This window comes from Nitrosococcus halophilus Nc 4 (assembly GCF_000024725.1).
Taxonomy (GTDB): domain Bacteria; phylum Pseudomonadota; class Gammaproteobacteria; order Nitrosococcales; family Nitrosococcaceae; genus Nitrosococcus; species Nitrosococcus halophilus.
In genome coordinates this window covers 46,209-65,404 of record NC_013960.1, presented here as the reverse complement: position 1 = coordinate 65,404, position 19,196 = coordinate 46,209, and the positions used below count along the sequence as shown (strand labels likewise).

The following is a 19,196-nucleotide window of genomic DNA, read 5'->3' as shown; positions in this document are numbered from 1 at the left end:
CTGCTTATTACCTAGCTAGGAAACCCTAGCTAGGTAATAAGACAAAGCAAGAACTCATTGCTGACGAGCAGCAACCGTTACAGCCAATAAACAAACACAAATAGGCCTAGCCATACCACGTCAACGAAGTGCCAATACCAAGCCACCGCCTCAAAGGCAAAATGGCGCTTGGGAGTAAAATGGCCAGCCATACTGCGAATTAACACCACAAGCAACATAATGGAGCCAACGGTGACGTGGAATCCATGGAAACCGGTCAACATGTAAAATAGCGAACCATAAATTCCAGACCCCAAAGTGAGATTTAACTCACTCATGGCATGACTATATTCCCAGGCCTGCAATCCAATAAAGGTGAAACCCAAGGCCACTGTCAAAAATAAGCCGATAATCAGTTTCTGCCGGTTATCCTGCTTGAGGCCCCAATGGGCCCAGGTCACGGTAACACCACTGGTAAGCAGAATCAGCGTATTGAGGGCTGGCACTCCCCAGGCCGCCATGGACTGGAACTCACCACCCACGCCTTGAGGTCCATTGGTGGGCCATGCCTCGGTAAACTCTGGCCAGAGGAAAGTATGAGCCGTTCCCTTCGCGCCCTCACCCAAAAGCCACGGTAAAGTTAAATCCCGGGTGTAGTAAAGGGCTCCAAAGAAAGCCGCGAAAAAGAAGACTTCTGAGACGATAAACCAGATCATCCCCCACCGAAAGGAGCGATCAACCTGGTCGTTATAAAGACCCGCTTCGCTTTCGCGGATAACGGCTCCAAACCAACCAAACATCATGAAGAGCAAGATGCCTATGCCGGCTAACATGATATATTTGCCTATATCCACCCCATTAAGGAAGGCGGCAAAGCCAGCGACTCCGGTAAAGAGTCCAATAGAGCCAATGATTGGCCAATAACTAGGTTGGGGCTGGTAATATTCCCCATGCGCATGGGCCATATGAGATATCCTCCCGCGTTATTTTAATCGTAATAAAGACCGTTATCTTTGCTTGCTCAAAATGACGCCGAGCAACCCAGCTACTACCCAGCCGCTGCCGTTTGCGCTTGGGCACTAGCGCCCACGTCAAAAAATGTATATGACAGAGTCACTACGGAGTAATCGTTGGGTAGCTTAGGATCGATAAAAAAGACCACCGGCATCTCCTTTTTCTCACCTGCCTGAAGAACTTGCTCGTTAAAGCAGAAGCACTCGGTCTTATGTAAATGCTTGGCTGCCAGCCCTGGGCTTATACTAGGGATTGCCTGACCAGTTACAGAGTGATCAGCCAAATTACTGGCATAATAACTCACCTTTGTGACTTCGCCAGGATGAATGCTAATTTTGCTTACTTCCGGTTTAATCTCCCAAGAGAGTTGGCTGTTTACATTCGCCAGCAATTCTACGGTGACCGTCCGGCTAGTATCCACCGTGCCAGCTTTAGCTGCTGATACCGCCACATTATCTGGTTTACCGTTTAGACCAGTAATATCACAGAACACATTGTAGAGCGGCACCATGGCATAGCCGAAGCCGAACATTGCTACCACTACTAGGGTTAGCCTCAGCACTAACCTGCGCTTATTGGCTTCTCTCATAACCGTGCTCACCTTGTCGCAGTCAGATAGATAAATAAGAAATAAATAGCCAAGACAATCCCAAAAAGGATCCATGCCGTACGCCGGGCTTTCGCCCGGCGCCGACTCGGAGACTTAGACCCAAGTCTGTCAGTCATAATCTAAAGTTATCCCTAGAACAACCATCCACCTATCAATAGGGCTTTGAAGTCACCTGAGGCGGAGTTGTAAAGCTATGATAGGGCGGTGGTGAACTGAGGGTCCACTCAAGGCCCTTCGCGCCTTCCCAAACTTGATCGCTCACTTTGACCCCAACTCCTCCGCGAATGGTCTTAACAATCACATACACGAAGATCAACTGGGAAATGCCAAATATAAAAGCACCTACGGTGGAAATGGTGTTGAATTCAACAAATTGCAAGGCGTAGTCAGGTATCCGCCGGGGCATACCCGCTAGACCAAGGAACGCTTGGGGAAGGAAAATGATATTCATGGAAATCACAGATAACCAGAAATGCAATTTCGCCAAGCCCTCGTCATACATATTACCCGTCCACTTCGGTATCCAATAATAAACAGCGGCAAAGGTACCAAAGACTGTTACTGGCAACACCACATAGTGGAAGTGAGAAACGATGAAATAGGTATCGTGATATTGGAAGTCTACCGGGGCCACACCCATCATCAAGCCGGTCAAACCACCAATGGTGAATAGCGCGATGAAAGCTTGACACCACAGCATGGGCACTTCAAAGGTCATGGAGCCCCGCCACATGGTGGTAAGCCAGTTAAAGATTTTAACGCCAGTGGGAACAGAAATCAGGATGGTAGCGTACATAAAGTACAGTTCTCCCGAAACCGGCATTCCCACGGTAAACATATGATGCGCCCACACGATGAAAGAAAGAAAGGCGATAGAGGCCATGGCGTAGACCATGGAGCTATAGCCGAATAGGGGTTTGCGAGCAAAGGTGGGGATAATTTCCGAAATAACCCCAAAAATAGGCAATACGAGAACATAAACCTCGGGATGGCCAAAGAACCAGAAAATGTGTTGGAACATTACTGGGTCACCACCGCCTGCCGCATTAAAGAAGCTGGTGCCGAAATGACGATCGGTTAGAACCATGGTCACAGCGCCGGCAAGTACTGGAACCACTGCAATCAACAAGAAGGAAGTGATTAACCATCCCCAGACAAACATCGGCATTCTCATCAGAGTCATGCCCGGTGCCCGCATATTCAGGATGGTGGCAATAATATTGATTGAAGCCAATATGGAGGAGATACCCAGTAAGTGGACGGAAAAGATGGTCATATCAATGCCCGCTCCCCCTTGTGCGAATAAGGGCGGGTACATGGTCCATCCCCCTGCGGGGCCACCACCCGGCACGAACATGCTGCCGAGGAGTAAGGCTGCGGCGAAAGGCAAAATCCAGAAACTCCAATTGTTCATCCGCGGCAAGGCCATATCAGGTGCGCCGATCATGAGCGGTATTTGCCAGTTCGCCAAACCCGCTAAAGCCGGCATCAGGGCACCAAAGATCATCACCAGCCCATGTAGTGTTACTAATTCATTAAACTTTTGGGGATCTACAATCTGCATTCCCGGGGAGTAGAGTTCGGCCCGGAATACCAGCGCCATTGCGCCACCAACGAAGAACATGATAAGGCTGAACCATAGGTACAGCGTTCCGATATCCTTATGGTTAGTGGTGAACAGCCAGCGCGCAATTCCTGTTGGATGATGCGCGTGATCATCATGTGCTACTGCTGTGCTCATGCCATTTCTCCTACAAAATTAATCCTCATCATGAAAAATACCTTACCGAGGTTATTTCCTATCCCTTTTTTACCTTCTTTTTTCTCGCCTCCTTGAACCCCATAGCAACGCGAGAAATATCTAGGAACCTAAGTACGATATCCTTCGGCTAGAGTTAGAGCGCTTCTTTAACTTGACTCGGTTGAATCACCGTTTGTGTCACTGGACTGGGCAGCTTTTTGCGAAGATACCCATTTGTCAAACTCTTCCTGAGTCTTCGCTTCTACGACAATAGGCATATAGCCATGCCCCCGACCACAAAGTTCCGTACATTGGCCCCGATAAATTCCCGGCTCTTCTATGACCGCCCAAGCCTCATTGATAAAACCTGGGATTGCATCTTGCTTGAACCCAAGCGCCGGCACCCACCAAGCATGGATGACATCATCGGCGGTAATGACAAAACGGACCTTTTTATTGACTGGAAGCACCAATGGATTGTCCACTTCAAGCAGATAATTTTCACCCTTAGGTGATTTATTCGTTATCTGATCAAATGGCGTGGACAAACTGCTCATGAAACCAAATCCATGGTCTACATAGTCATAGCGCCAGCGCCACTGGTAACCCGTAACTTTAATGGTAAGTTCCGAGTCTGAAGCATCATACAAGCGGATCATGGCAGAGGTTGCCGGCACCGCAATGGATATTAAGATTACAAACGGGATAACCGTCCATAGTACTTCAAGGGTAGTATTTTCATGGAACTGACTAGCTACCACACCCTTGGACTTACGGTGATGGTAAATGCTCCATGCCATAATACCGTAAACTAAAAGACCGATACCGACGCAAACCCAAAAAATCAGCATATGGAGGTCGTATATCTCTTTTGAGGAAGGAGTAATTCCTTCAGTCAGATTCACGGCTAACTCGGCGCTAGCATTTCCACTCATCAGGAACAGGCCTATGGCTCCCGCAATAACCGTGAATAAGCTTCTTTTATCAGACACGCCCATTCATCTCCCCTTCAACTGTCAATTAATGTGATGGTTCTCGAATGTTTTAAACAACTTTTCGCATCCTTGGATAAAGGACCAACGTCTCGTTCACGCGCAAAGTCTGCACCCAACCAAACGTCGGTTTAAACAAGGTACAGAAAACAAAAAATATAGGTGCTAAACCATTATTGGTTAGTGGCAAGCTCGCCCACAAGCGTCTGCACCTTTGAAACTGAATGCTCATCGCTCTCCACGATATTTAGGCTCAAATGAAATGCAGTTCCTGCCTTGACCAGAATTCAGGACGTCCGGGTAATGTTGTGTGGAGCCACCGAAAATATTTGCTAACACCTCTGTCACCATGCACCCTCTTCGCGCAATGTCACTTTTACTGGTCCAGTCCGAGATACTCCGGTGGACTGGTGGTAGCATAAGCACTCACTAAACCTTGAGTTTGCCGGTAATGCCAGACACCAAAAAACCATGGTGTGCGCTCAAGGAGCGGGAGCTAATCGCTGGTACCCCAGCCTTTAACCTATGGCTCAAGCCCAAACCGCGAAACTGCTGTGAGGATTGGCACCACAGCAGTTTATGGCTTTGGCTTCCCGCGGCTAGCTCTGGTTCCATTTTAAGGTTGGGCCTTGCAAAATTCATAGATCCTATGGGCGATCCAAATAGTGGTACCAAACCCATATATACCATACATGTTTTATAGATGCCATTATTTATACACCCATAATGGAAATGAAACCACTATGGGCTGCAAACCTTCCGCAACTCCTTCGCTAAGTAGAGCCGCTCTTCCTCAGTGAGGAAAATTCCAATCTCTACCTCATGCCCATGTGAACCTATCATGAGATGGCTCATATGCCAGGCATGGGGTGCGGATTCAACCCGGACACGCACCCACTGGCGGTGAAACCTCCATCTTTCACCATTTGCCTTACGGCCGCGGAATATCTCGATTCCATTCTGGTCGATCGTGATTACCTCACAGCGTTGAGCACGACGAGCACAAAGGTAAAATGCAGATCCCAGAACGACCAACTCCAATCCCGCAAAAGGAAATATCAGCCATAGGCCCAGGAGGCTAAATGCTCCTGAAATGATCCCCAGGACTCCCGCCACAGCATAAAAAACCAGCTTCATTTTTTGCCAACTCAGGGAACTGTTAGGCTGAAGGATAAATTGAAGCGTGTTTTTATGGGGCTCGATCTGCTTGGAAATCACATTACACCCTTGGGCCCGCGCAAGCCCTGCGGAATTGTACGTGTTAAGACGATTCAGATCAAAACTTTGAGCTAAAAGAACCAAAGGCCCGCGGGTAGGGCAGTTGTCTTAGAAGAAAACTAGCCCTACCCACTCAGGCCTGTGGCTAGAAGGCATTACTTATTTCAGCTTCCAACCCAAACTAAGGCCTTTCTGACTTGAGTAGTAGGCAGCCAGATCTTCTTTATCCTGCTCGGAAAGCGGAGCCGCCATCTGCTGCATCATGGGATTTTTCCGCTCACCGGTTTGGTAAGCAGTCAAAGCATGCACCAGATAATCAGAATGCTGCCCAGCCAGCTTAGGAAATTGCGGCGCGGGGCTATTACCATCGGGTCCATGGCAAGCTGCGCAAGCTTGGGATTTTTGCTTTCCCGCGGCCGGATCGCCGGCTGCTAGAAGAGAACCAGACATCAGCACCGCAAACACCGACACAAATAAGAGTAACCACCGTCTCAGCATCGAAAATTCTCCTTAATCGTATATTCTTGCTTTAACCGTTAGAGTTGCTATTTCTTATTGACCGGAAAGGAAAGCGGCAATATCAAGCATATCCTGCTCAGTCAAGCTAGCAGCCGAACCCTGCATTGGCGGATGGTTTCGATCGCCGGATTTATAAGCTTTAAGTGCAGCAACGAGATATTCCGCATGCTGCCCACCAAGCTTTGGCACCGAATAGGCAGGATAAGCATTACGCCAACCAGGAATGCCGTGGCAGCCTGCGCAAAGTTCCGCTTTTTGACGACCTGCCTCAGGATCACCCGCAGCCTGGACAGTGAAACTGCCCAGCAACGCTACACCGGCGCTCAAGAGAATAAAAAGGTTTTTCTTACCCATTTTGATTGCTCCCCTTAGTGGATAATTCATCTAAGTCCCTAGTTTATCAACTAATTTAGTGCCTTTATCTCCGTACCCAGCAGATCTCTTTTCAGAGGCGCGCTTAAGCATGGATGGGCATTAACAGCCATAAAATCTCTTTAGTAACCTATATTTTATATATCTCTTAACAGTCGCAGCGCAATAGGCAACTTGCCCTCGATAGGGTTTTTTTCTTGGCGCCTAGCTGGATAGCACGGTATATTATTGGGGTGCAACCATACACGTAACCCGATTAACAGGCAATGATTTATAATGCAAAGTAACGATACTCCCCCCACCTTAGTGCAAGTATTTAAAAGCGTTTTTTCCGCAATGATAGGAGTACAGAACCGCCGTAACCATGAACGTGACTTCAATCATGGACGGCCAACTTCCTTTATTTTTGCTGGTATTGTTGCGGTCACCCTCTTTGTCCTAACTTTAGTGGGGCTCGTCCAATTAATTCTCCACTTAGCCAGCACTTAATGCTTAACCCGGTTAAGGCAAAAATGATAGGGAACTAATCTAGTTCACAGCAGAGATAGCAACGATCAAGCGCTTGCAAATCAGGTAGCAATGAGCAAATTCAGGTAATATTCATATCTCCCGAAAACACACGCCATGCTCTTGCAAGCCTTGTATCGGAGAAAACCATGTCGAGCTATACAGCGACCGTCTACCGTGAGACGTTAGAAACCCGCGTCGAAGTTGCCCTCAACTTGGCCGGAGAAGGGTATTTTTCCGCCGAAACAGGGGTGCCTTTTCTTGAGCACATGATGGACCAAGTGGCTCGACATGGATTATTCGATCTCACAGTAAAAGCATCTGGGGATTTGCATATCGATGCTCACCACACCGTTGAAGATATTGGCATTACCCTGGGACAGGCTTTGAAACAAGCGATTGGCGATAAAACGGGAATTCAGCGCTATGGTCATGCCTATGTTCCCTTGGATGAAGCGCTTTCCAGGGTAGTATTAGACCTTTCCGGGCGGCCAAGCCTGCACTATCGGGTGGATTATCCTCGGGCCCGTATTGGTGATTTCGATGTGGATCTTTTCCAGGAGTTTTTTCAAGGGCTAGTCAATCACGCCGCAATGACCTTGCACATTGACAACCTGCAGGGGCGAAATACCCATCATATTGCTGAGACCATATTCAAGGCCTTTGGTCGCGCCTTGCGGGTTGCCGTGGAACAAGATCCACGCCGGAAAGGACAACTAGCCTCCACCAAAGGGACGTTATAGTTATAAATTAGGCTTAAACTCATGTCCAGCATAGCGGTGATTGATTATGGGATGGGCAACCTTCGCTCAGTGTCTAAGGCATTGGAACAGGTTGCAGACAAGGTTCGCGTAGAGGTCACCAGTGATCCCCAACGAATCCGCGCAGCTGATCGGGTAGTTTTCCCCGGCGTGGGTGCTATCCGAGACTGTATGAATGAACTACGGCACCTAAATTTGGATACCATTGTCGCGCAATGTGCTGCTGATCGGCCATTTCTAGGTATCTGTCTGGGTATGCAAGCCTTACTTGAGCTTAGCGAGGAAAACCAAGGGACTTCCTGCCTTGGCATATTACCGGGCCAAGTAAAACATTTTGATGCCGCCGAAGAGCATTTGAAGGTGCCCCACATGGGCTGGAATCAAGTTCACCAGGCTCATGCCCACCCCCTGTGGCGCGATATTCCCCAGGACTGTCGTTTCTATTTCGTCCACAGCTATTATACGGTACCCGATGAACCATCCTTAATCGCTGGTCGCACGGACTATTCTACTTCCTTTGCCTCGGCGCTAGCCCGAGACAATATTTTTGCGGTCCAATTCCATCCAGAAAAGAGCCAAAAATATGGGCTGCAACTACTTGCCAACTTCCTGACATGGAATGGAGTAAGTTAAGACATTATCCACTGCAATTCGAGCCAAATCGCTTGCAAACCGGAAGGAAACCACCATGTTATTGATACCTGCCATTGACCTCAAGGGGGGGAAATGTGTTCGCCTGCGTCAGGGACGCATGGAGGATGATACGGTATTCTCTGATGATCCAGTAGCTATGGCCCTACATTGGGCCGAAGCCGGTATAGAACGGCTTCACTTAGTTGACCTAGACGGAGCATTTGCAGGGCAGCCTGTCAATGCCGATATTATTTATAACATTGCCCAGGCCCTACCCGACATGGATATTCAAGTCGGGGGGGGAATTCGCGACGGGGATACCATCCAGACCTATTTAGATGCGGGTGTTCGTTATGTCATTATCGGCACTAAGGCCATTAACACTCCCCATTTCGTCGCCGATGCCTGTCTAGAATTCCCTGGCCATGTCATCCTCGGCCTTGACGCGCGAGAAGGCAAAATTGCGATTAACGGATGGTCTAAACTTTCCCGCCATAATGTGGTCGATATTGCTCGACATTTTGAAAAGGATGGGGTCGAAGCCATTATTTACACTGATATTCAGCGTGACGGCATGATGAAAGGAGTCAATATCGAGGCAACTCGCGAACTAGCCGAAGCGGTTAATATTCCCGTCATCGCCTCAGGAGGGGTCTCCTCACTGGCAGATATAGAGGCTTTATACCGGCATGAACAAGATGGCATTGCGGGCGCCATCATCGGCCGGGCTCTCTACGAGGGCCAAATTCAACTTACTGAGGCCCTGGCTTTAGTAAAACGTTTATCCGCAGAGTGAGCAGTGTGAATGGGCTTAGCTAAACGTATCATTCCCTGTCTTGACGTGGATAATGGCCGGGTGGTGAAAGGGGTCCGTTTTGTCGATATTCGCGATGCGGGCGACCCGGTAGAAATTGCCCGCCGCTACGACGAGCAAGGTGCAGATGAAATCACCTTCCTAGATATCACCGCTAGCAGCGATAACCGGAATACAATGGTGCACGTCGTTGAGGCAATTGCCGCTCAGGTATTCATTCCCCTGACCGTGGGTGGGGGGATCCGAAGCCTAGAAGATATCCGGCGTATGTTAATCGCCGGCGCCGATAAAGTGGGCATTAATACCGCTGCAGTACAGCGCCCCGAATTTGTTCGGGAAGCAGCTGAACGCTTTGGCTCTCAGTGTATTGTTGTCGCCGTGGATGCTAAGCGAGTTTCCCGTGCCGATGAGCCACCACGATGGGAAGTTTTTACCCATGGTGGACGCAAAGAAACCGGGATCGACGCCGTCACTTGGGCTCGTCGGATGGTGGAATTTGGTGCTGGGGAAATTCTGTTGACCAGCATGGACCGGGACGGAACCCGGGAAGGCTTTGACCTCTTGCTTACTCGCACCATCAGCGAGGCCGTTCCAGTACCTGTGATTGCCTCGGGAGGGGTAGGTACCCTAGAACATCTAGCTGCAGGGATCCTGGAAGGAAAAGCAGATGCAGTGCTGGCCGCTAGCATCTTTCACTTTGGTCAACATACCATAGAAGAAGCCAAACGGCATTTATTGGCCCATGGCATTGAGATGAGGCTGTAACAATGTCCTCCTGGTTAGAGGAAATCGCTTGGAACGAGGAAGGGTTAGTTCCCGCAATAGCCCAAGAAGTTCATACGGGTCAGGTGCTTATGCTCGCCTGGATGAATCGAGAAGCCCTGGAAACCACTCTGCAATCTGGTCATGCGGTTTACTGGTCTCGATCCAGGCAGCGTTTGTGGCATAAGGGCGAGCAATCAGGCCATGAACAAGTTATTAAAGCCATTCACCTTGACTGTGACAACGACGCAGTGCTTTTATTAGTTGAACAAAAGGGCGGAATTGCTTGCCATACCGGCCGTCACCGTTGCTTTTTCAAACGCCTAGAGAGGGACAACTGGACCAGCGTTGAACCCGTATTGAAACATCCTGACAGCATCTACGGGAAATCCGGATGAATGATATCCTTGAGCGCCTCGCTATAATATTAGAGGAGCGCAAAAATGCAGACCCGAAACACTCTTACGTGGCTAATCTTTATCAAGCAGGACAGGATAAAATCTTAAAGAAGCTAGGAGAAGAGGCCATAGAAACCATCCTTGCCGCTAAAAGCATGGAAAGGGATGCTATTATCCATGAAACTGCTGATTTGTGGTTCCATAGCTTAGTGATGCTAGCCGACTACGGGCTTCGACCCGAACAGGTACTTAACGAACTAGACCGGCGTTTTGGTTTATCCGGGCTAGAAGAGAAAGCTAATCGGGGTAAGGATAATGACGATGGGTAATACAGATTGCATCTTTTGTAAAATTATAGAGGGTAAAATCCCAGCTACGTTAGTTTATGAAGACGACCAAGTAATTGCTTTTAAAGACATTCACCCTAAAGCGGAGGTGCATCTGCTCCTCGTCCCCCGTACTCATATCCCCAGCTTAAATGAACTAGAAATCAAACATGAAGGACTGATTAGCCATATGCTACTGCTACTGCCCCACCTAGCCCACCGCCAGGGCCTCCAGGCAGGTTTTCGGACTATAATTAATACTGGGCGGGGAGGTGGCCAAGAAGTGGATCATCTTCATCTCCATTTATTAGGTGGCAACCGAATGCCAGGTTTCTAGTTAGCGCCTAGAACTCGATCAACTATTGCTAATCTATATCGAAAAGATAACCCCCATTATTTAAGGACGCGGAATAAAATTATGGGAGCGAGTGGAATTAGTATTTGGCAGCTTCTTATCATCTTAGCGATTATATTGCTGCTATTTGGTACCAAAAAGTTGCGCTCCATCGGCGCTGATCTGGGCAGCGCGGTAAAGGGTTTTCGTAATTCTTTGCGCGATGAAGAATCCCATGATACCGAAGAGGTTCAAACCATAGAGGATAAACAAGGGCAAACCAAGAAAACCGAAGGTTTTTCCCAGAAAGATCATCGTGATGCTGACTTCAAAGTAAAGTCAGATAACGACCTCAAGTAATTCCTTATACTATTATCCTGTGTTTGACATTGGCTTTTGGGAAATCCTGGTGATTTTGGTGATACTGCTGGTAGTAGTGGGTCCAGAGCGGTTACCCACCGTTGCCCGTACTACGGCGCTATGGATACGGAAAGCACGCCGCTTTGTCTCCCAAATCAAGCAAGAAGTGGAAGAAGAGTTAAGGGCTGAAGAACTTCGCCAATCGCTTAAAGAAGATAAAGATTTTCTCGATCTGAACGAAACTATTGGCGAAGCTCCTCCTCGAAAACCGAATCCACCCCAGGACCAGGGCAAACACTCCCCTCCCAAAGCGTCCAATGACGGCGCCTGAATCTTCCGACAACGAAGAACAACCCCTAGTCTCGCACTTGCTCGAGTTGCGGAACCGTTTGCTTCGCGGTATTGCCGCCGTATTGGTCATGGCGGTCGTACTTATGCCCTTTGCCAATGACCTCTACCGCTTACTGGCACGTCCTCTCATGGCTCATTTGCCCGAGACCAACTCAATGATTGCTACTGAGGTAGCGGCGCCTTTCCTCACCCCTTTTAAACTAACCTTGGTGACAGCGATTATGCTCTCTGTCCCCATGCTTTTATACCAAATCTGGGCTTTTGTTGCCCCCGGCCTCTACAAAAATGAGCGCCGCATTATTCTGCCCCTATTAGCTTCTAGCACCCTCCTGTTCTTCTTAGGAGTTGCTTTTGCTTACTTTGTAGCGTTCCCTTTGATGTTTGGCTTTTTCACTCAGGCAGCACCTGAAGACATTGCTGTCATGACTGACATCAGCAAATATTTGGATTTTGTGCTCACAATGTTTTTTGCTTTTGGGATTGCCTTTGAAGTACCTGTCGCTACTGTATTGCTGGTATGGGCAGGGGTTACCGAGGTGGAGCGTCTACGAGAAAAGCGCCCTTATATCATTGTTGCGGCCTTCGTTTTTGGTATGTTACTGACCCCCCCCGACATCATCTCACAAACCTTGCTGGCCCTCCCCATGTGGATTTTATTCGAAGCAGGATTGTGGTTCTCCCGACTGTTCGTGCCGAAAAATTCTGTAGAGGAAAGCTAATCCGCCTTTAAATAACGCATCCGAGTTCCATAGAGCAAGGATAAACTTATCTCTTCAGGTCTCAACTCCGAAGGAAAATAAACTCCTGCAATATGGGCACCATGTATGCTCGACCCTTCGAGCCGACTCCTAGAAAAATCAATACCTCTTAGGTCTGCTTGGCGGAAATAACTACCACTGAAATCTAGGCCATCCGCCACCAATCCCCGCAGATCTGCTCTGCGGAAATCGCAATGGGTGAGATCATAAGTTTCTCCACTTGCCACCCGGCGGTTGAACTCCTCAATCTCACCGTTTCTAAGTAATAAATAGAGGGGATCAGACTTAATTTGGGGCTCAGTCATTGCTCAGTCTCCAGCATTTATTAGTGAGTAAGGTTATCGACCCAAGAGAGAAATTCATCCACCAAATCGCAGCTGACGTTTACCGAATGCCTAAGCCAGGTTATGCTTAAAAGATAACATAAAGCATTCAATGGCTTGCCCCGCTAGTGAAAATGGGCAAGCTTTAACTTAGGAGCCCAAAATGTATCTAAAACACAAACCTTCTTCTGACCTCGTAGAAATTCTTGATATCAAGGAATTAGTGGATCCTTGTAGGGAGAACATCACCGGCCGCTTTCATGTGGGGGAGGAGATGCAAGAACCCGCTCCTTTCCAGAAAGCAGATCTTATCTTTCCCTCAGGAGAACAACTTCCCCAATGTTGGATTGACCCAGACTATAAACAGAAAGTGTAATGCTATAGGCTGATTTAACAAACCGAGCGGAATTTTCTATCTATAGCAAAATTGATATTTTCCCCCTAAAGCTGGGGAATTCTTAGGGCGCTTGGGGGCGGTTTTAAGCCACCCCTGAGCCCGCTTTGGCGCATTACCGTGTCCCACTCCTTAGAAAAAAGTAACCTTTTTTAGAGATTTAAAGAAACTAAACACCCAAACCAAAGGTCTGAATTAAAATATCTGGACTTATGCAGTTTGTCCTACCTCTGTAGGCGGGTGTCCACAGTCCTGAATTTAAAATTTTCTCAATAATCAGGCGCTCATAACGGTAAAAAAACCAGCGGTATCCCTTTAGTTCTTTTTTTTAGTTTTTTCTTATACTTATATATATTTTTTATTATTATTGATTGCCACTGGCGCCTGCCATCATACCCCTTGATATGTGACGATGCAGGCCTAGAAAGCTCCAGAGCTACAAACGCGGCTTTCTACTATAGAATGTTATGAGCGCCTGACATTACTAGTAAGCATTCGTTTGCAGCTTCTGTCAACCCATCAATATAAAAATTATTTTTGATCTAGGTTATCTTAGATATCATAGATCTTAAAAATTAACCCCTTTTCAAAGGCCTCAACTGCAAGCATAAACCCCGTCTCCGTCATTGCTTAGCAGCGACAAAAACGATAAATTGGCTCTGGGTTCGTCCATTCAAGCCTAAAAAAATAATCTCAGCAATTTAGTTCGTGGAAATCATCTGGATCGCTGTTGCCTATGTCCTTGGGTTAGGGGCTTCATATTTTGGCCTTCCTCCGCTAGTAGGCTATTTAATTGGGGGCTTCGTCCTTGGGGGATGGGGTATTAGCGGGGGACCCGTCATCCATACCATCACCGAGCTAGGGGTTTTGCTGTTATTATTTGGGATTGGCCTTAAGCTAGATCTCAAAAGCCTATTGCAGTGGGAAGTATTGGGTATCGGGGCCACTCACCTGATAGCCCTCGGAATAGGATTTACCCTACTTTTCCTCACCGCTAAAATAGCCCAATCTCCAGCCCTATTTCTGAGCCTCGGACTCGCTTTTTCCAGTACCGTATTTGCGGCCAAGGTATTGGAAGAAAAAGGTGAACTCGGTGCCTTTCACGGTCGTCTCGCCATCGGCATTTTAATCCTGCAAGACTTGGTGGCAGTAGGAATGTTAGTGGCAGCCGAAAACGGCGCGCTCTCTCTGTGGACACCGATCTTTCTACTCTGCACTCCCCTGTTGCGCTTACCGCTCAAACAAGCCCTCACCTGGAGTGGTCATAGTGAGCTTTTGCTACTTTATGGCCTCCTTGTCGCCCTGGGCGGGGCCCATACCTTTCAAGCACTGGGGTTGGGTACAGAGCTAGGAGCTTTAGTAGCCGGTATGCTACTCGCTGATCACTCCCGTTCCGAGGAACTCTCCAAAACCCTTTGGGGGCTGAAAGAAGCCTTTCTCGTGGGTTTTTTCCTACAAATTGGCCTCGAGGGATTGCCAAACTTGCAAGATAGCAAATGGCTACTTCCTTTGATAATCTTTTTACCCCTGAAGGCAGTATTGTATTTCTTCCTTGGCACCCTCTTCGGCTTGAGAGCACGAACGGCCTTTCTCACTTCTCTGGCATTGTTTAGCTATAGCGAATTTCTGCTAATCGCCGCTGCTGTAGGAGCAAAAAATGGAATTCTCCCTTCCACCTGGCTGCCTAGCTTAGCCCTTTTGGTTACCATCTCATTTATAATCGCGGCCCCCTTGAGCCGAGCCTCTCACACCCTTTTTGCCTATTTTGAACGATGGTTAGTCCGCTTCGAGCGTCAGGTTCCCCACCCAGATGAGGAACCGCAAAATGTTGGACAAGCAAAATGGCTGATTGTCGGTATGGGACGAACAGGCACCGCAGCCTACGATTTGCTGACTCAAAGGCATCAACGAGCCTTGGGCCTAGATTCCGATCTGGTGATCGTCCGCCAGCATTTGGAAGAAAAGCGTCGTGTCGTCTATGGTGATGCGGAAGATCCTAATCTGCTAGAAAAAATTAGCGTCAACTCACTGGTTGGGGTTATCTTAGGAATGCCCGATCTAGAAGCCAAGCTGCGTCTTTCCAAGGACTTGCGCCAAAATGGTTTTCAAGGCATGCTGGCAGCAATGAGTTTCTATCCAGAAGAAGATGCCAAACTCTACGAAAACGGGATTAATTTGATCTTCCACCCCTTCAATGAGGCCGGCGAACGCCTGGCTGAACGGGCATTGGCGGAGGCGAACTCTATTACCCTGAAGCCGCTCCCCTTAAACCCTATGGAAAAAGCGCCCATTAGGCCCCCACCCTAATGGAAAGTAGCAAAACCAGTTTTTATTACCCTCTAAAGTCAATCTTAAGTTTTTAGAAAATTAAATTAGAAAAAAGCCATGAAACTGTTTCGAACCAAACCTATCGAAACGGACCTTGCCAAAGATACCGGTCTCAAAAAAGTACTGGGTGCATTTGACTTGGTCTTGCTTGGCATTGGCGCTATTATCGGCGCTGGTATTTTTGTACTGACAGGTATTGCTGCAGCCAATCACGCAGGGCCCGCGGTTGTGCTGTCCTTCGTGGTAGCGGGGATGGCAGTGACTTTCGCTGCTCTATCCTATGCAGAGCTTGCTGCTTCCATCGGCGGTGCTGGCAGTGCCTACGGATATGGCTACGCAGGCCTGGGGGAATTCGTTGCCTGGGTCATTGGCTGGATGCTAATCCTGGAATATTCTGTTGCCATCTCGGCCGTATCGGCTGGCTGGGCAGGTTATGTGGACAACGTGCTAGCGGCGATGGAGATCCACCTTCCCGAGGTACTCACAAAAACGCCTTCCCAGGGCGGCTGGATCAACCTGCCGGCAATGCTCATCATCCTTGCCCTAGGCACCCTCCTAGCGACCGGCGCCAAGGTCAGTGCCCAATTCAACGCCATCATGGTATTCGTGAAGGTAGCCACCATACTGCTGTTTATCGGTGTTGCCTTCTTCCATGTGGATATCAACCACTGGACTCCGTTTATGCCCTTTGGCTGGGAAGGGGTTATGACAGGCGCCGCCAGCATTTTTTTTGCCTATATCGGTTTTGATGCGGTATCCACAGCAGCCGAAGAAACCCGGAATCCGCAAAAAGATCTCCCTATCGGCATTCTCGGCTCCCTTGCCATCTGCACCCTACTTTATATGCTGGTTGCCGCGCTACTGACGGGTATTGTCCCCTATCCCTCCCTGGACGTACCTTCACCGGTCTCCGATGCCCTGCTCCAGGTAGGCGAAAAATGGGCCTCTGGTATGATCGCCATCGGTGCCATTGCCGGCCTCACCACTGTCATGTTGGTGCTTTATTTTGGCCTGACCCGGATTCTTTTTGCCATCTCGCGAGATGGCCTGCTACCCCCCTTTTTCTCCCATATAAACGAGAAAACTGGCAGCCCAGCGCGCGTGATCCTGTTGGCTGGAGTGGCAATGGCCACCATTGCAGGCTTCGCGCCCCTCAATGATATTGTTGAGCTTACCAATATCGGCACGCTGGGTGCCTTTGTCGTAGTTTGCGCCGGTGTCGCGGTGTTGCGCTACACTAAACCAGATTTACATCGACCCTTTCGGACTCCTTTCAGCCCCATTGTCCCAATACTGGGGATTGCCTTCTGCGTATACTTGATGACCAATTTGGGCGCAGAGACCTGGACCCGGTTTTCCCTTTGGCTGACCGCAGGTTTGATCATTTATTTCACTTATTCTTACCGTCACAGCAAGCTCGCTGCCCCGGAGAAAAGCGAGCCCGCTCATGCCCCCCTTGAATAAGCGTTTTGTCTTTATTACCAGCACCGGGTTTCCCCTTTTTAGTCTCTTAATCACTGTTTGGAACCCATTGGGCCTAGGGTCAGCGTGATCAGACCGTCGGCGGCAGGGACGTCGAGCTTCCAGGGACGGATCGACAGCGTGTCTGGTCACGCTTGCCCCAAGCGCCTTAGGTCTTGTTTGAACGAGAAATGCTATAGATTAAATTTAAACGGGAAAGGCTATCACAGACCCATCTTCCTTCAAATATAAATAACTTATTGATTTTATTATAAATATTACATGGGTACAAACACATTACGCCTTTGATTTCATTAGGTGGTAGGGGGAAGATGGGTCAGAAACTCCTCCCCCCAGACAAAATAAACCCGCCCTACTCCTAAGGAGAAAAAAAGCCAATGCCCCATAGCGTTCCCCTGATTACGACCCTCGCTGTAGCGCTTGGTCTCGCTCTTGCGCTGGGTTTCCTCACCGAGCGAATCAAGCTGCCAGCGTTGGTAGGGTACCTATTGGCCGGCATTCTCATCGGCCCTTTTACACCCGGTTTTGTAGCTAACGTGGAAATCGCGGCGCAATTGGCTGAGATTGGTGTGATGTTGTTGATGTTCGGCGTCGGGCTGCACTTGTCTTTGGAAGAACTATTGGCGGTTCGTAAGATTGCCCTGCCTGGAGCCATATTGCAGATGGCTGTTGCCACCGGATTGGGCATGGGTGTGGCGACCGCATGGGGGTGGGAGCTGGGAGGTGCTGTGGTTTTTGGCTTGGCATTGTCGGTAGCAAGCACCGTAGTCCTGTTGAAGGCCCTTGAAACCCATGGCGTTTTGGAATCCATCAATGGTCGAATCGCTATTGGCTGGCTGGTGGTGGAGGATATTGCCATGGTGCTCGTGCTAGTCCTTCTTCCGCCACTAGCAGGATGGCTGGGGGGCAATACGCCCTATGCCGGAGAGACGGGATTATGGTGGCCACTGGTCGTCACTTTAGGTAAGGTAGCAGCGTTCGTTGCGCTGATGCTCATCGTGGGACGCCGCTTTTTCCCTTGGCTCTTGTGGCAAATAGCGGATACGGGCTCACGGGAGCTTTTCACCCTATGCGTGGTGGCGGCAGCCGTGAGTATCGCCTACGGGGCCACAGCCCTATTCGGGGTATCCTTTGCTCTGGGTGCCTTTTTTGCTGGCATGGTATTAAGAGAATCTGAACTCAGTCATCGGGCTGCCGCCGAGTCTCTGCCGCTGAGAGATGCCTTTGCAGTGCTGTTCTTTGTCTCGGTAGGAATGCTTTTCGATCCTGCTGTCCTCATTGAACAACCTTTGGAAGTACTTGCTGTCGTGACTATCATCATTGTGGGAAAATCACTGGCAGCGGCAGTCCTAGTGTCCACCTTCCGTTACCCTTTGAATACGGTGCTTACCGTTTCGGCCAGTCTTGCCCAAATCGGTGAATTTTCTTTCATCTTGGCCGGATTTGGCGTGAGCCTAGGGCTACTCTCCGTTGAAGGTCAAAGCTTGATTTTGGCCGGTGCCTTAATCTCCATCGCCCTCAACCCCATGGTGTTCAAAGCAATTGAACCGCTACAGAGATGGATTCGATCCCGATCGGCCCTAGCTCGGATACTTGAACGACCCGATGATCCCTTAGCCGAACTCCCCCTCTCGACTGAGCAAAAGTACCTTTCCAAACAGGTGGTCTTAGTGGGCTATGGTCGAGTCGGTCGACGGATTGGGGATATGCTAACGAAAAAAGGCATCCCCTATGTAGTTGCAGAGCAGAATCGCGAGCTAGTCGAGGCGCTGCGGGAACAGGGGTTACCTGCCGTGTCGGGGGACGCCTCGGACCCAGCCGTACTCATTCAAGCCCATATTGCTCGGGCCAGGATGTTGGTGGTCGCTACCCCTGACACCCTGAATGTACGACAAATGATTAAGACAGCACGTACACTCAATCCAGGCATTGAGACGGTCGTCCGTACCCACAACGAAGAAGAAGCCAGGCTGCTAGAGCAAGAGGAGGCTGGGCAAGTCTTTCTTGGAGAGAGCGAACTGGCCACGGGTATGGCCCGGCATGTGCTAGAGCGACTAGGGAAAGGCAAACATTGAAAGAATAGCCTTACTATTTTTGGAGAGAGGTAATCAGAGATCAGTAGGTCGTGCGGCAGACCACGCCGTTATGGATGTGTTAACGCTTGGGCTTTGGGAGGTAGTGGGCACGCCAATCGAGGGGTTTGCCGGTGGTAAATTTACA

At 49.1% G+C, this 19,196-nt stretch carries 23 protein-coding genes; 15 read left to right on the top strand and 8 right to left on the bottom strand.

Annotated features, from left to right (window positions below):
• Positions 1–77 precede the first annotated feature (77 nt).
• The 7 genes from NHAL_RS00330 to NHAL_RS00295 form a co-directional block, all read right to left on the bottom strand.
• Positions 78–944: a cytochrome c oxidase subunit 3 gene (locus NHAL_RS00330; RefSeq protein WP_013031181.1), complete on the bottom strand. Its 867-nt coding sequence runs from the start codon at positions 942–944 to the stop codon at positions 78–80.
• Between the two features lie 83 nt (positions 945–1,027).
• Positions 1,028–1,582, bottom strand: coding sequence for a cytochrome c oxidase assembly protein (locus NHAL_RS00325; RefSeq protein WP_238985403.1), 555 nt, complete (start codon positions 1,580–1,582; stop codon positions 1,028–1,030).
• A gap of 172 nt (positions 1,583–1,754) precedes the next feature.
• Positions 1,755–3,344 (bottom strand): cytochrome c oxidase subunit I, encoded by a 1,590-nt coding sequence (ctaD, locus tag NHAL_RS00320; RefSeq protein ID WP_013031179.1) that lies wholly within the window; start codon positions 3,342–3,344, stop codon positions 1,755–1,757.
• A 167-nt stretch (positions 3,345–3,511) separates the two neighbouring features.
• Positions 3,512–4,342, bottom strand: a complete 831-nt coding sequence (gene coxB, locus NHAL_RS00315; protein ID WP_013031178.1) for a cytochrome c oxidase subunit II — start codon at positions 4,340–4,342, stop codon at positions 3,512–3,514.
• 735 nt (positions 4,343–5,077) lie between these two features.
• Entirely contained in the window at positions 5,078–5,554 is a 477-nt protein-coding gene (locus tag NHAL_RS00305) for a DUF2244 domain-containing protein (RefSeq protein WP_041354502.1), read from the bottom strand.
• 159 nt (positions 5,555–5,713) lie between these two features.
• Complete coding sequence (locus NHAL_RS00300) at positions 5,714–6,052, bottom strand: c-type cytochrome (protein ID WP_013031176.1); 339 nt, start codon at positions 6,050–6,052, stop codon at positions 5,714–5,716.
• A 54-nt stretch (positions 6,053–6,106) separates the two neighbouring features.
• A complete protein-coding gene (locus NHAL_RS00295; RefSeq protein WP_013031175.1) occupies positions 6,107–6,427 on the bottom strand; it encodes a c-type cytochrome in 321 nt (106 codons plus the stop codon).
• A gap of 294 nt (positions 6,428–6,721) precedes the next feature.
• Between NHAL_RS00295 and NHAL_RS00290 the strand changes: the two genes are divergently transcribed.
• From NHAL_RS00290 to tatC, 11 genes are all read left to right on the top strand, one after another.
• The gene (locus tag NHAL_RS00290) at positions 6,722–6,934 is read left to right on the top strand and encodes a DUF2970 domain-containing protein (RefSeq protein WP_013031174.1); all 213 of its coding nucleotides are present in this window, start codon (positions 6,722–6,724) and stop codon (positions 6,932–6,934) included.
• Positions 6,935–7,101: 167 nt separating this feature from the next.
• Positions 7,102–7,695: an imidazoleglycerol-phosphate dehydratase HisB gene (hisB, locus tag NHAL_RS00285; protein WP_013031173.1), complete on the top strand. Its 594-nt coding sequence runs from the start codon at positions 7,102–7,104 to the stop codon at positions 7,693–7,695.
• A 21-nt stretch (positions 7,696–7,716) separates the two neighbouring features.
• Positions 7,717–8,346, top strand: a complete 630-nt coding sequence (gene hisH, locus NHAL_RS00280; RefSeq protein ID WP_013031172.1) for an imidazole glycerol phosphate synthase subunit HisH — start codon at positions 7,717–7,719, stop codon at positions 8,344–8,346.
• Positions 8,347–8,401: 55 nt separating this feature from the next.
• Entirely contained in the window at positions 8,402–9,142 is a 741-nt protein-coding gene (gene hisA / locus NHAL_RS00275; protein WP_013031171.1) for a 1-(5-phosphoribosyl)-5-[(5-phosphoribosylamino)methylideneamino]imidazole-4-carboxamide isomerase, read from the top strand.
• A 9-nt stretch (positions 9,143–9,151) separates the two neighbouring features.
• Positions 9,152–9,925 (top strand): imidazole glycerol phosphate synthase subunit HisF, encoded by a 774-nt coding sequence (gene hisF / locus NHAL_RS00270; RefSeq protein ID WP_013031170.1) that lies wholly within the window; start codon positions 9,152–9,154, stop codon positions 9,923–9,925.
• A gap of 2 nt (positions 9,926–9,927) precedes the next feature.
• Entirely contained in the window at positions 9,928–10,320 is a 393-nt protein-coding gene (gene hisI, locus NHAL_RS00265) for a phosphoribosyl-AMP cyclohydrolase (protein ID WP_013031169.1), read from the top strand.
• On the top strand, positions 10,317–10,649 hold the full coding sequence (locus NHAL_RS00260) for a phosphoribosyl-ATP diphosphatase (protein WP_013031168.1): 333 nt from the start codon (positions 10,317–10,319) through the stop codon (positions 10,647–10,649). Before hisI ends, NHAL_RS00260 begins: the two co-directional genes overlap by 4 nt.
• Complete coding sequence (locus NHAL_RS00255; RefSeq protein ID WP_013031167.1) at positions 10,642–10,983, top strand: histidine triad nucleotide-binding protein; 342 nt, start codon at positions 10,642–10,644, stop codon at positions 10,981–10,983. Before NHAL_RS00260 ends, NHAL_RS00255 begins: the two co-directional genes overlap by 8 nt.
• A gap of 81 nt (positions 10,984–11,064) precedes the next feature.
• Positions 11,065–11,340 (top strand): twin-arginine translocase TatA/TatE family subunit, encoded by a 276-nt coding sequence (gene tatA, locus NHAL_RS00250; protein WP_013031166.1) that lies wholly within the window; start codon positions 11,065–11,067, stop codon positions 11,338–11,340.
• A 19-nt stretch (positions 11,341–11,359) separates the two neighbouring features.
• Positions 11,360–11,671, top strand: a complete 312-nt coding sequence (gene tatB / locus NHAL_RS00245) for a Sec-independent protein translocase protein TatB (protein WP_013031165.1) — start codon at positions 11,360–11,362, stop codon at positions 11,669–11,671.
• Entirely contained in the window at positions 11,658–12,410 is a 753-nt protein-coding gene (gene tatC / locus NHAL_RS00240) for a twin-arginine translocase subunit TatC (RefSeq protein ID WP_013031164.1), read from the top strand. The genes tatB and tatC overlap by 14 nt, the downstream gene beginning before the upstream one ends.
• On the opposite strand, the gene NHAL_RS00235 is transcribed toward tatC, so the two are convergent.
• A complete protein-coding gene (locus NHAL_RS00235; RefSeq protein WP_013031163.1) occupies positions 12,407–12,754 on the bottom strand; it encodes a pentapeptide repeat-containing protein in 348 nt (115 codons plus the stop codon). The two genes, tatC and NHAL_RS00235, sit on opposite strands and share 4 nt — an antisense overlap.
• A gap of 181 nt (positions 12,755–12,935) precedes the next feature.
• Here NHAL_RS00235 and NHAL_RS00230 point away from each other — a divergent pair, with 181 nt between their 5' ends.
• From NHAL_RS00230 to NHAL_RS00215, 4 genes are all read left to right on the top strand, one after another.
• Positions 12,936–13,148, top strand: coding sequence for a hypothetical protein (locus NHAL_RS00230; RefSeq protein ID WP_013031162.1), 213 nt, complete (start codon positions 12,936–12,938; stop codon positions 13,146–13,148).
• 726 nt (positions 13,149–13,874) lie between these two features.
• Positions 13,875–15,473: a cation:proton antiporter family protein gene (locus NHAL_RS00225; RefSeq protein ID WP_013031161.1), complete on the top strand. Its 1,599-nt coding sequence runs from the start codon at positions 13,875–13,877 to the stop codon at positions 15,471–15,473.
• Between the two features lie 78 nt (positions 15,474–15,551).
• Complete coding sequence (locus NHAL_RS00220; RefSeq protein WP_013031160.1) at positions 15,552–16,958, top strand: amino acid permease; 1,407 nt, start codon at positions 15,552–15,554, stop codon at positions 16,956–16,958.
• Positions 16,959–17,353: 395 nt separating this feature from the next.
• Positions 17,354–19,051, top strand: coding sequence for a cation:proton antiporter domain-containing protein (locus NHAL_RS00215; RefSeq protein WP_013031159.1), 1,698 nt, complete (start codon positions 17,354–17,356; stop codon positions 19,049–19,051).
• Positions 19,052–19,196: the final 145 nt, after the last annotated feature.

Bases quoted from the DNA above. Each gene is read 5' to 3' on its own strand.
- NHAL_RS00230 (WP_013031162.1), top strand. From the start codon at position 12,936: ATGTATCTAAAACACAAACCTTCTTCTGACCTCGTAGAAATTCTTGAT.
- NHAL_RS00255 (WP_013031167.1), top strand. From the start codon at position 10,642: ATGGGTAATACAGATTGCATCTTTTGTAAAATTATAGAGGGTAAAATC.
- NHAL_RS00215 (WP_013031159.1), top strand. From the start codon at position 17,354: ATGCCCCATAGCGTTCCCCTGATTACGACCCTCGCTGTAGCGCTTGGT.
- coxB (WP_013031178.1), bottom strand. From the start codon at position 4,342: ATGGGCGTGTCTGATAAAAGAAGCTTATTCACGGTTATTGCGGGAGCC.
- hisA (WP_013031171.1), top strand. From the start codon at position 8,402: ATGTTATTGATACCTGCCATTGACCTCAAGGGGGGGAAATGTGTTCGC.
- hisB (WP_013031173.1), top strand. From the start codon at position 7,102: ATGTCGAGCTATACAGCGACCGTCTACCGTGAGACGTTAGAAACCCGC.
- NHAL_RS00220 (WP_013031160.1), top strand. From the start codon at position 15,552: ATGAAACTGTTTCGAACCAAACCTATCGAAACGGACCTTGCCAAAGAT.
- NHAL_RS00290 (WP_013031174.1), top strand. From the start codon at position 6,722: ATGCAAAGTAACGATACTCCCCCCACCTTAGTGCAAGTATTTAAAAGC.
- hisI (WP_013031169.1), top strand. From the start codon at position 9,928: ATGTCCTCCTGGTTAGAGGAAATCGCTTGGAACGAGGAAGGGTTAGTT.
- NHAL_RS00260 (WP_013031168.1), top strand. From the start codon at position 10,317: ATGAATGATATCCTTGAGCGCCTCGCTATAATATTAGAGGAGCGCAAA.
- NHAL_RS00300 (WP_013031176.1), bottom strand. From the start codon at position 6,052: ATGCTGAGACGGTGGTTACTCTTATTTGTGTCGGTGTTTGCGGTGCTG.
- tatC (WP_013031164.1), top strand. From the start codon at position 11,658: ATGACGGCGCCTGAATCTTCCGACAACGAAGAACAACCCCTAGTCTCG.
- tatA (WP_013031166.1), top strand. From the start codon at position 11,065: ATGGGAGCGAGTGGAATTAGTATTTGGCAGCTTCTTATCATCTTAGCG.
- hisF (WP_013031170.1), top strand. From the start codon at position 9,152: ATGGGCTTAGCTAAACGTATCATTCCCTGTCTTGACGTGGATAATGGC.
- NHAL_RS00325 (WP_238985403.1), bottom strand. From the start codon at position 1,582: ATGAGAGAAGCCAATAAGCGCAGGTTAGTGCTGAGGCTAACCCTAGTA.
- ctaD (WP_013031179.1), bottom strand. From the start codon at position 3,344: ATGAGCACAGCAGTAGCACATGATGATCACGCGCATCATCCAACAGGA.
- NHAL_RS00295 (WP_013031175.1), bottom strand. From the start codon at position 6,427: ATGGGTAAGAAAAACCTTTTTATTCTCTTGAGCGCCGGTGTAGCGTTG.
- NHAL_RS00235 (WP_013031163.1), bottom strand. From the start codon at position 12,754: ATGACTGAGCCCCAAATTAAGTCTGATCCCCTCTATTTATTACTTAGA.
- hisH (WP_013031172.1), top strand. From the start codon at position 7,717: ATGTCCAGCATAGCGGTGATTGATTATGGGATGGGCAACCTTCGCTCA.
- NHAL_RS00330 (WP_013031181.1), bottom strand. From the start codon at position 944: ATGGCCCATGCGCATGGGGAATATTACCAGCCCCAACCTAGTTATTGG.